We start from the raw sequence: 9,364 nt of genomic DNA on the forward strand, positions 1-9,364 counted from the left end.
ACCGGTGCCCAGACATCTCTACACTTACACTCATGCGACTTCTCCGGCGACCGAGGGCAGTAGCGGCTGCGTTGATCGTTGCCGCACTGCTCGCTGGCGGCACTCCCGCCGCCCTTGCCGCGGTCGTTGAACGCGCGGCAGAAACCCCGCCCGGGGGCGGGGCTGTCGACAGTGATGAGGTCGAGCAACCAGAGCTGCGGCTCATCGTCGCACCAGAAACACCGATCGTTGAGAGCACCGCGACCGAGGTCAAGTTCACCGTGCTGCTGCAAAACTCGGGCGAGCTGAGCGTCCCTGAGGGGTCAGTGGAGTTAGCCATCGGTGACCGCCTGACCGGGAGCTCGGCGATCCCTCGCCCTGAGGAGCTCGCTGCGACTGCGGATGCGCCGCCGCTCGACTCGGAGGCGAGCGCGGTAGACGGGGCCGGCGACGCAAAGGGGCAAGGCCCCGACGCCGACGCCGAACGCGCAGCCCCGCAGCGCACGGTGCTCGCGACCGCCGCGATCGACGCGATCGCCGGCGGAAAGGAGCAGACCGCGACGGTCACAGTTTCGCTCACAGATATTCCCTCATTCACTTCAACGGGGCATGGCGTCTATCCCGTCTACGCGACATACCGCGCGAGCGATTCGGGGTCGGCTGCGAGCCTGTCTGCATTTTCCCCGATTGTGTGGAGCGGCCCGCACCAGGCAGACGCCGCGGTCGACCTGACGTCGGTTGTTCCACTCACTCTGTCCACGAAAGTGCAGTCACTGCCGACGCGGGCCCAGCTCGCCAGCGAAACGCCTCGCCTCGATGCGCTCGTCGATTTCGCGACGCGCACGCAGGCCGTGCTCGCGATCGACCCGCGGTACGTCGCCGCAGTCCGCGCTTACGGAACTGAGGCACCGCAGCCTGCTCGAGATCTTGTCGCGCGGCTCGAGTCGACCTCGCTGTCGACATTCATGCTGCAATTCGGCGATGCGGATCCTGCTGCGCAGTCGGCCCTTGGTGCCACTGAGCTGCTCCAGCCCGAAGGCTTCGAGTTCGTCACGCGCTTCGGCGCGTGGGAGCCCACTGTCGATGCAGCGAACCCTGATGGCGCGCCCGATGTAACGAACAGCGACGCAGCTGCGAATCCTGCGGCGACACCGAGCGTAGAGGACGCGGAGGGCGAGGGAGAGCCAGACAGCCCCGACGAGAGCGCCGAGGCTCCGTCTGACGAGGCGCTTGCCGAATGGTCGACTGGTCTCGCAGGTGCTTGGCCAGGCCCGGGCCAGGTCGGCTCCGGCACCTTGAATCTGCTGCGCAGCTCAGGGATCGATTTCACAGTTCTGCGCTCAGATAACGTCGCTCTGACTGGCGGACCACGGGCTGGCCTCGGGGAAGGTGGGAGTGCGCTCGTCACCGACGCCGAGCTTGACGCCGGTGTTCAGCTCGCGCTTGCGGGTGCGACCGATGCCGAGCGGGCGCTTGGCGCGGCCCAGGCAGCTGCGCGCCTGACGCTCGCAGCTGATTCAGAGGTGAAGGGGATTGTCCTCGGTGTCGACCGGGGCGGCTCTGCGGCACACGAACACCCCGAACGTGTGCTCGCAGACCTCACGACCCAGCGGTGGGTCAAGTCAATCGCGCACACCGCTCAGAGCGAGGGCACCGCAACGCTGAGGGCTCAGGCTCCAACCGAAGAGAGGGTGGAGCTGCTTGCCGAGGCTGTCGACAACGAGGCCAGCGTGCTCGAAGCGCGCGCCACTCTCGTGAATCCCGAGTATCTCGACAGTTACCAGAGAATGCGTCTCCTCACGTTGTTCTCAACAGGCTATTCGGCCCCTGAAGCTGACTTCCCGGAGGTCGCCAGGCAGTTCGCGAAGCGCGACGCAGAACTCCACGATGGTGTCAGGCTCGTCGGGACGAAGCGGGCGCAGCTCGTCGGCGGGTCAACCAAGATCCCGATCCAGCTTCGCAACTCCCTCCCGTTCGACGCCGTTGTCACTCTCGAGGTCTCACCCACTTCCGCTGCGCTCAGCCTTCCCGAACGCACCTTTCGCGACATTCAGCTGCCCGAGGACTCGAGCGAACGGGTGCTCGTTCCGGCAACAAGTCGGGTCTCATCCGGCGACTCCGCGCTGCTGCTCTCGGTAACGAGCACCGATGGCGAATACACCGCGTCAACCGGGCGGCTCGAGGTGACAATCAGCAGTGCCGTTGAGACTGTCGCGATCGCGCTACTCGGCTCCGCGGCTGCACTGCTGTTCGGGTTCGGGATCTGGCGAAGCATCCGCAGACGACGCACACTCAGCGCGGGGGAATAGTGCGCCTTTAGGATGGGTTGTACCGCCTATCAGCCACACGGCACAGCATAAGGAGAATCATGCGCGAGGTCATCATTATCGGCTCGGGCCCTGCCGGGTTTACTGCAGCAATCTACGCTGCGCGAGCTGAACTCTCGCCGCAGCTTTTCGCGAGCCAGGTGAGCATGGGCGGCGAGCTCATGAACACGACTGAGGTCGAGAACTTCCCCGGCTTCCCGGAGGGGATCCAGGGCCCCGATCTCATGCAGAAGATGCAGGAGCAGGCCGAGCGTTTTGGCACGGAGGTCGTCTACGACGATATTGCGGAGGTCGACTTCTCCGGCGAGATCAAGCGCGTGACCGATACAACCGGTACCGTGCATGAAGCCCGCTCCATCATCTTCGCGACGGGTTCTGCCTACCGCAAGCTTGGCGTTGAGGGCGAGGAGCGTCTCTCCGGTCACGGGGTCTCCTGGTGCGCAACCTGCGACGGATTCTTCTTCCGCGACAAGACAATCGCGGTTGTCGGCGGCGGCGACTCAGCGATGGAGGAGGCAACCTTCCTCACTCGATTCGCGAAGAAGGTCTACGTCATTCACCGCCGCGATTCGCTCAAGGCGTCGAAGATCATGCAGCAGCGCGCATTCGACAACGAGAAGATCGAGTTCATCTGGAACTCCGAGGTCACCGAAATCCACGGCGAGGGTTCGGCAGACCGACTCAGCCTGCGCAACACAGTAGACGGCTCAGTCAGCGAGCTTCCCATCGAGGGACTGTTCATCGCGGTCGGAAACGATCCACGTACACACCTTGTGCACGGCAAGCTCGACCTCACCGACGAAGGCACCATTGCCGTCGAGGGGCGGACATCGCTCACTTCGGTCCCTGGCGTTTTCGCTGCGGGTGACGTCATCGATCCGAGCTACCGCCAGGCAATCACGGCTGCAGCATCTGGCACCGTCGCGGCGCTTGACGCCGAGCGGTACCTCGCTGCAGTCGAAGACGCCAGCGTCGCCGTACCAGTCGCAGGCTAACCAGCAGTCAGAGCAGAAGGAGTTTCACTATGAACGAGCCAATCAACGTTGACGAGCAGACCTTCGAGAAGGTCGTGCTGCAGAGCGAGATCCCAGTTCTCGTCGATTTCTGGGCCGCGTGGTGCGGGCCCTGCCGGGCTGTGGCACCCGTACTCGCTGAGATCGCTCAGGAGCAGGAGGGCAAGATCCTCATCGCCAAGCTCAATGTCGACGAGAACCCAGCACTCGCCGCGCAGTACCGCATCACCTCCATCCCCGCGATGAAGGTCTTCAAAGGCGGCAGCGAGGTCCACGAGATCATCGGCGCAATGCCCAAGCAGATGATCGAGAACGAGCTCACCGGCATCATCTGAGCACGGTGACAACGGGGGAGGCCCCGGACAGCTTAACGGCTGTCCGGGGCCTCCTTTGTTGTTGCCTGCGGGAGTAGTTTCGACCTAGTCGTGGGCAGCTGCCGTGTCCTCGGCGAGTTCAGCGAGTCTGTCGATCGAAGCACGAAGCGTCTCCGGCGTGTTCGCGCGCGCTCGTTCGAATCTGGCCGGATCAGTGAGCTCTGACCAGTCGTAACTGTGGCGCACCAGGGTTCCACCAGTTGTCGGCTCGAGTTCCCACCGCCAGAGATGTCCTGGCGCCGATTCACCGACGGGGGAGGGCCGCCACGCGATGAGTCGTCCCTCGGTGAATTCTACGACGTGGTTTTCTCGCACGCGATCACCGATATTCGTCATCACAAACACGTCGCCGACCGCACGGACACGTTGGCCGGGGGCAGCGCTCGAGAGGTTGTTGTTCCCGTCCCATCTGGGCTGCGCTGCGGGGTCGGCGATGAGCTCAAAGAGCGCCTCGGGCGACGCAGCAATGAACCGTGTCGCTGAAATCTGTCGTTCTGAGTCTTCCATCGCCCCAGTCAAACACCTTCACCTGCGTGAGTTTTCAGGAGAACCCTCGCCGGCGAAACCTGTTAGTTAAAGCCCGGATCTCCGAGTTCGTCAAGAATGCGCTTGAGGTCAGCGATCGTCGCGAATTCGATCGCGATCTGCCCCTTCTTGGCGCCAAGTTTGACTGACACTCTTGTGTCAAACCGATCGCCAAGCCTGTCGGCGATCTCGCTCAACTGCGCCTGCACGGCGCCTGGACGCGCCTTCGGCGTCTTTTGCTTGGGCGTCTCGCTTGCGATGGCTTCGGCTGCGCGCACCGAGAGCCCCTCATTCACGATGCGATCCGACAGCGACTGCATCGCGTGAACGTTTCCGTCGAGGGCGAGGATCGCGCGGGCGTGCCCGGCAGTCAACACGCCAGCAGCGACTCGGGTCTGCACGGGTTCTGGCAGCTTCAAGAGTCGGATCGTATTTGAGATCTGGGGGCGGGACCGGCCGATACGCTCGGCAAGCTGCTCTTGGGTGATGCCAAAGTCGGCCAACAGTTGCTGGTACGCAGAGGCTTCCTCAAGTGGGTTCAGTTGAGCGCGGTGCAGGTTCTCAAGGAGCGCGTCCCGCAGCATGTGTTCGTCAGCTGTCGACCGAACGATTGCGGGAATAGTGTCGCGGCCGGCACGCTTTGACGCGCGAAGACGGCGCTCGCCCATGATGAGCTCATACTTCGCGCCCGAGCGCGGCTTCGGCGAAATCTCGCGGACAACGATGGGCTGGAACACGCCGAATTCACGCACAGAGTGAGTGAGTTCCTCGAGTGCCTCTTCGTCGAACTCGGTGCGCGGCTGAAGCTTGTTCGGAACGATATCTGTGACGCTCAGCGAACGCAGCTCCGCTCCGGGAACTTCGAGGAGCTCCGCCTCCTGCTCAGCTGCCTCAGCGTTTGCCGCGGCCGCCGCCGCTGCACCGGCGGCTGGGAAGAACACGTCGACCGGACGCTCGCCCTCGCTGGGGGACTGCGGAATCAGAGCGCCAATGCCGCGGCCAAGACCACTCCGCTTCTTCGCTGTCATCCCTGGTCTCCCTTGTCAGTATTCGTCGTGGGCGCGCCGCGTTCGGCGACCTCGGCAGCTGCTTCGAGATACGCGAGGGCTCCGATGGAGCCGCTGTCGTACTCGTGGACAGTCTGGCCGTAGCTTGGTGCCTCCGAGATCCGCACTGATCTGGGAATTACTGCATCGAGCACTTCCTCGGGGAAGTGCTGACGTACCTCGTTCGCCACTTCCTGAGCAAGATTCGTGCGGGCGTCGTACATCGTGAGCAGGATCGTGGAGACCCGAAGTTCAGGGTTCAGGTGTTTCTGGATCAGCTGAATGTTTCCGAGGAGCTGGCTGAGGCCCTCAAGTGCGTAGTATTCGCACTGGATCGGGATCAACACTTCTCCACCTGCGACGAAGGCGTTCACTGTCAAGAGCCCCAGCGAGGGAGGGCAGTCAATGAAGACATAGTGGTACTCGCGTGTTGAGCCCTTCAAAAAAGCGTCGAGTGCCGTGCGCAGGCGCTGCTCCCGAGCGACAAGGGAGACGAGCTCGATCTCAGCCCCGGCAAGATTGATTGTCGATGGGACACACATCAGGTTGTCGTGATCGCTCGAGACTTGAATTGCCTCTTCAATCGACGCTTCGCCGAGAAGAACCTCATACACGCTCGTAATCTCGGGGCGGTGAGGGACGCCGAGGGCCGTCGACGCGTTTCCTTGCGGGTCAAGATCAATGACGAGCACGTTCGCGCCGCGCCGCGCGAGGGCAGAGGCGAGATTCACGGTTGTTGTCGTCTTGCCGACGCCACCCTTTTGGTTTGAGACCGTAATGATTCGAGTCTCAGAGGGCAGGGGAGACGGCGTGCTCGCAAGTCGCTTGCGGCGCTTGATCTTGTCTTCCAGATGGTCGGCGACGAGTGGTTTCTCAGCCATGAGTACCTACTTTAGCGCGGAAGACCCGGGTGCTCTCAGCGAGTTGCTCTGCGCCAAGTTCGAGCACCTCAATATCGCGTACCTTGTGCCGCCGCAACACCTTTTGGGCTGCTTCAATCTCGTCATGGATCGCAGCACCCTTGAGGAATAGCAGTTCTCCCCCTTCCCGGAGGAGTGGGACTGTCAGTGGCACGAGCTTCTTGAGCGCCGTCACTGCCCGTGCTGTGATCTGGTCGGCTTCAAACGCGCCGTGGAACTCTTCTGCCCGTCCGCGCTTCACATGGGTGTTCGCAAGCTCGAGGCGCTCGATCTGTTCATTCAGCCACACACACACCTACGTTCCATCGGTTCAACAAGAAACACTTCGACGTCCGGCCGAATGATGCCAAGGACAAGGCCAGGCATGCCGCCGCCCGTTCCGATGTCGGCGACGCGACCGCCCTCGCGCAGGAGGGGTGCGAGAACCGCACTGTTGAGAATGTGGCGCGTCCACAATCGGGGCAGCTCGAGTGGACCGATGAGTCCAAGCTCCTCGCCTCGAGCGGCGAGATCGGTAGCGAATGCGCGCAGCGTTTCGATCTGCTTGCCAGCCATTTCAGCGGCGGCTGCAGGCTCGGTCTCAAGCAGAGCGCTCTGGCCCCCGTCGTCCTGTTTCACGTGAAACCTATCTAGGCTGCGCGGATAACGAGACGCCGGCCTTTGCCTTCGCCCTGCGACTCTGAGTGGTATCCGCGCTCAGCGACCTGGTCGTGCACGAGCTTACGCTCGTAGGAGGACATCGGTTCAAGACGCACCTCATCGCGGCCAGCCGCAATCTGCGCAATCGCCGCGTCGACCATGCCCGTCAGCTGCTCTTCGCGAGCAACCCGCGATCCGGCCACGTCGATGATGAGGCGTGAGAATCGACCTGTCTTCGCCTGAACCGCGAGTCGGGTCAGGTCTTGCAGGGCCTGAACGGTGTCAGGCGCGGCAATGCGATCGATGCTCACACCACCGCCAGTGACCGAAACGTAGGCGCGGCCGTTCTCCACGGTGATGTCGAGATCTCCGTCAAGGTCTGCGATATCAAGCAGACCTTCGAGGTAGTCGGCGGCGAGATCGCCGTCGGCCTCGAGGGTTTCGAGGCTCAGCTCCTCGGTCTCCACGACTTCGCGCTCTTCAGTCACGGCCGTCCTCACTTCTTCTTCTTGGCGCGCTTTGCGCTGATGGGCTGCTGACGCTGGCCTTGTTGCTGCGGCGATGCCTCATTGCTTGCCTCAGGTGCGTCCTCAGTCAGCTTACCCTTTGCCTTGAGTCGAGCCTGGCGTGCACGCCACGCCTCGGAGCCGGGGTTCGGCATGGTGTTGATAACGATGCCCTGCTGTGCCATCGTCCAGATGTTCGAGGTCATCCAGTAGATGTTGAGTGCGAGCGGGAATGTGACGCCCGAGAACAGGAACGCGAACGGGATGATGTAGAGCAGGATCTTCTGCTGGCGGTACATCGGCGAGTTCTTGGTCTCATCAGAGACGTTCTTCGACATGATCTGCAGTTGTGTGAAGAACTGCGACGCGATCATAAGGACGACGATGGAGCCAAGCAGGCCAACGACAACCCAGTTTTGAGATTCCCAGCCCTGGGTAAAGTTCATCTTCAGGGGAGCGCCGAAGATCGAAGCCTGGTTAAAGCTGTCAGTGAGCTCGCGGTCCATCAGGCCGATGCCGACAGTGTTTTCTGATGCCTTACGGAGCACGTAGAAGAGCGAGAAGAAGACTGGCATCTGGATCAGGATCGGGAGGCACGACGAGAACGGATTGGTGCCGTGCTTCTTGTAGAGCGCCATGGTCTCGCGACTCATCGCCTCGCGCGAGAACTGGTCGTTCTTGCCCTTGTACTTTGCCTGGATCTTCTTCATCTCAGGCTGGATGTCCATCATCCTGCGCTGCGACTTGATCTGGCGCACGGTAACTGGGATGAGCGCAGAGCGGACGACGACCACGAGGCCGATGATCGAAAGCACCCACGTCAGGCCGCTCTCGGCACTCATGCCAAGAGTGGTGAAGAGTTGATGCCAGAGTACGAGGACGACCTCAACAAGCCACCTCAGTGGCCAGAGAATTGTCTCAAAGAAGTTCACTGGATCAGGCCTTTCGGATGCGGGGGCGGACGAATCCGCTTGAATTTATGTCAAAGTACATGGCCCTGCGCTGAGGTACATCATCGATACCACCAGCGCTGAACGGGTTGCAGCGGAGTAACCGCCAGATCGTCAACGCGAGTCCGGTGAGGAATCCGCGCTGCTGATACGCCTCCATAGAGTACCGGGAACACGATGGATAATACCTGCAGACTTCACCATAGAGTGGCGAAATCACGCGTCGGTACAGCTTCATGATGGCTATCGCGCCATTCCGAGGCAGTAGCCAGAGTTCGAGCAAGAGACGCTTCATCACTCGGACTGGATCCTGCGGACCGATCGTCGCATCTCGTGTCTCAGCTCATCAAACGAGGCTGAAGCAGATTTCGGCAGTGCTCTGAAGACGATGTCGACACCGCTAACCCCGTCACGGATGAACTCTTCTGTGACTGACTTCATCCTTCGCCGAAGGAGGTTGCGCGTCACAGCGTTTCCCACTGCTTTCGAGATGATGAAGCCGAATCTAGCGGAGGTATCCGTTGGATTGTCGCCGATAGAACGAGGAACCGCGTAGGTAATGCACAATGCACCACCTACGCGGTTCCCTGTTCTGACAATTCGGCGATAGTCCTCGCCACGAGTCACTCGATTATGCCTAGCAGGCATGATGACTCAGCGGCCAGAAACTACGCGGAAAGCTTCGCGCGGCCCTTGCCACGGCGCGCAGTGATGATCGCACGGCCTGCACGGGTGCGCATGCGTGCACGGAAACCGTGGACCTTTGCGCGACGGCGGTTGTTGGGCTGGAAGGTACGCTTGCTCATAGTTCAGGACTCCGTGACTTTATGGTATGAATCCCCAGGGTTACGACCCAGGGAAAGTCGGTTTTGGGCAAGCGAGAAACGAGCTGCTGCCCATACAAGGTACTTACCTTACGCCCATATTCGTGACTCGTCAAAGTCTGGCATCTCGGAAGTTACTTACAGGCCAATCCTTGCCTGTGGATAATGTGCGGTTGAGCGCGTAGATTTCGCGCCAATGGGTACACTTAGCTGTGGATAACCTCACCCCTGCCGTACCCGTGAATCACCAAGAAGAAGTAG

Annotated in this window: 11 protein-coding genes and 1 pseudogene; 3 read left to right on the forward strand and 9 right to left on the reverse strand. The window is 61.5% G+C overall.

The window, feature by feature from the left end:
* Window positions 1-32 precede the first annotated feature (32 nt).
* Genes KI794_RS16165 through trxA form a run of 3 tightly spaced genes read left to right on the forward strand, consistent with a single transcriptional unit; the run spans window position 33 to window position 3,654 of the window.
* Window positions 33-2,288 (forward strand): DUF6049 family protein, encoded by a 2,256-nt coding sequence (locus tag KI794_RS16165; protein WP_255808657.1) that lies wholly within the window; start codon window positions 33-35, stop codon window positions 2,286-2,288.
* A 59-nt stretch (window positions 2,289-2,347) separates the two neighbouring features.
* Window positions 2,348-3,301, forward strand: coding sequence for a thioredoxin-disulfide reductase (gene trxB, locus KI794_RS16170; RefSeq protein ID WP_119285419.1), 954 nt, complete (start codon window positions 2,348-2,350; stop codon window positions 3,299-3,301).
* A 29-nt stretch (window positions 3,302-3,330) separates the two neighbouring features.
* Window positions 3,331-3,654, forward strand: a complete 324-nt coding sequence (trxA, locus tag KI794_RS16175; RefSeq protein ID WP_119285418.1) for a thioredoxin — start codon at window positions 3,331-3,333, stop codon at window positions 3,652-3,654.
* Between the two features lie 84 nt (window positions 3,655-3,738).
* Here trxA and KI794_RS16180 read toward each other — a convergent pair whose 3' ends face one another.
* From KI794_RS16180 to rpmH, 9 genes and pseudogenes are all read right to left on the reverse strand, one after another.
* Window positions 3,739-4,200: an SRPBCC family protein gene (locus KI794_RS16180; RefSeq protein ID WP_119285417.1), complete on the reverse strand. Its 462-nt coding sequence runs from the start codon at window positions 4,198-4,200 to the stop codon at window positions 3,739-3,741.
* A 62-nt stretch (window positions 4,201-4,262) separates the two neighbouring features.
* Window positions 4,263-5,246, reverse strand: a complete 984-nt coding sequence (locus tag KI794_RS16185) for a ParB/RepB/Spo0J family partition protein (RefSeq protein WP_119285416.1) — start codon at window positions 5,244-5,246, stop codon at window positions 4,263-4,265.
* Complete coding sequence (locus KI794_RS16190; protein ID WP_119285415.1) at window positions 5,243-6,145, reverse strand: ParA family protein; 903 nt, start codon at window positions 6,143-6,145, stop codon at window positions 5,243-5,245. Before KI794_RS16190 ends, KI794_RS16185 begins: the two co-directional genes overlap by 4 nt.
* Window positions 6,138-6,739 (reverse strand): annotated as a pseudogene (rsmG, locus tag KI794_RS16195) (16S rRNA (guanine(527)-N(7))-methyltransferase RsmG). The gene KI794_RS16190 and the pseudogene rsmG overlap by 8 nt, the downstream one beginning before the upstream one ends.
* A 74-nt stretch (window positions 6,740-6,813) precedes the next feature.
* Window positions 6,814-7,311, reverse strand: coding sequence for a Jag family protein (locus KI794_RS16200; RefSeq protein ID WP_119285413.1), 498 nt, complete (start codon window positions 7,309-7,311; stop codon window positions 6,814-6,816).
* Window positions 7,312-7,319: 8 nt separating this feature from the next.
* A complete protein-coding gene (gene yidC, locus KI794_RS16205; protein WP_119285412.1) occupies window positions 7,320-8,261 on the reverse strand; it encodes a membrane protein insertase YidC in 942 nt (313 codons plus the stop codon).
* 4 nt (window positions 8,262-8,265) lie between these two features.
* Window positions 8,266-8,574: a membrane protein insertion efficiency factor YidD gene (yidD, locus tag KI794_RS16210; RefSeq protein WP_370647897.1), complete on the reverse strand. Its 309-nt coding sequence runs from the start codon at window positions 8,572-8,574 to the stop codon at window positions 8,266-8,268.
* Entirely contained in the window at window positions 8,574-8,927 is a 354-nt protein-coding gene (rnpA, locus tag KI794_RS16215; protein WP_119285410.1) for a ribonuclease P protein component, read from the reverse strand. The genes yidD and rnpA overlap by 1 nt, the downstream gene beginning before the upstream one ends.
* A gap of 20 nt (window positions 8,928-8,947) precedes the next feature.
* Complete coding sequence (gene rpmH / locus KI794_RS16220) at window positions 8,948-9,085, reverse strand: 50S ribosomal protein L34 (protein WP_119285409.1); 138 nt, start codon at window positions 9,083-9,085, stop codon at window positions 8,948-8,950.
* Window positions 9,086-9,364: the final 279 nt, after the last annotated feature.

The sequence above is a fragment of the Leucobacter aridicollis genome, assembly GCF_024399335.1.
Lineage (GTDB): Bacteria > Actinomycetota > Actinomycetes > Actinomycetales > Microbacteriaceae > Leucobacter > Leucobacter aridicollis_A.

Excerpts from the sequence above, each read along its gene's own strand:
- trxB (WP_119285419.1), top strand. The coding sequence starts at position 2,348 with ATGCGCGAGGTCATCATTATCGGCTCGGGCCCTGCCGGGTTTACTGCA.
- trxA (WP_119285418.1), top strand. The coding sequence starts at position 3,331 with ATGAACGAGCCAATCAACGTTGACGAGCAGACCTTCGAGAAGGTCGTG.
- rnpA (WP_119285410.1), bottom strand. The coding sequence starts at position 8,927 with ATGCCTGCTAGGCATAATCGAGTGACTCGTGGCGAGGACTATCGCCGA.
- yidD (WP_370647897.1), bottom strand. The coding sequence starts at position 8,574 with ATGAAGCGTCTCTTGCTCGAACTCTGGCTACTGCCTCGGAATGGCGCG.
- KI794_RS16180 (WP_119285417.1), bottom strand. The coding sequence starts at position 4,200 with ATGGAAGACTCAGAACGACAGATTTCAGCGACACGGTTCATTGCTGCG.
- KI794_RS16190 (WP_119285415.1), bottom strand. The coding sequence starts at position 6,145 with ATGGCTGAGAAACCACTCGTCGCCGACCATCTGGAAGACAAGATCAAG.
- KI794_RS16185 (WP_119285416.1), bottom strand. The coding sequence starts at position 5,246 with ATGACAGCGAAGAAGCGGAGTGGTCTTGGCCGCGGCATTGGCGCTCTG.
- rpmH (WP_119285409.1), bottom strand. The coding sequence starts at position 9,085 with ATGAGCAAGCGTACCTTCCAGCCCAACAACCGCCGTCGCGCAAAGGTC.
- KI794_RS16165 (WP_255808657.1), top strand. The coding sequence starts at position 33 with ATGCGACTTCTCCGGCGACCGAGGGCAGTAGCGGCTGCGTTGATCGTT.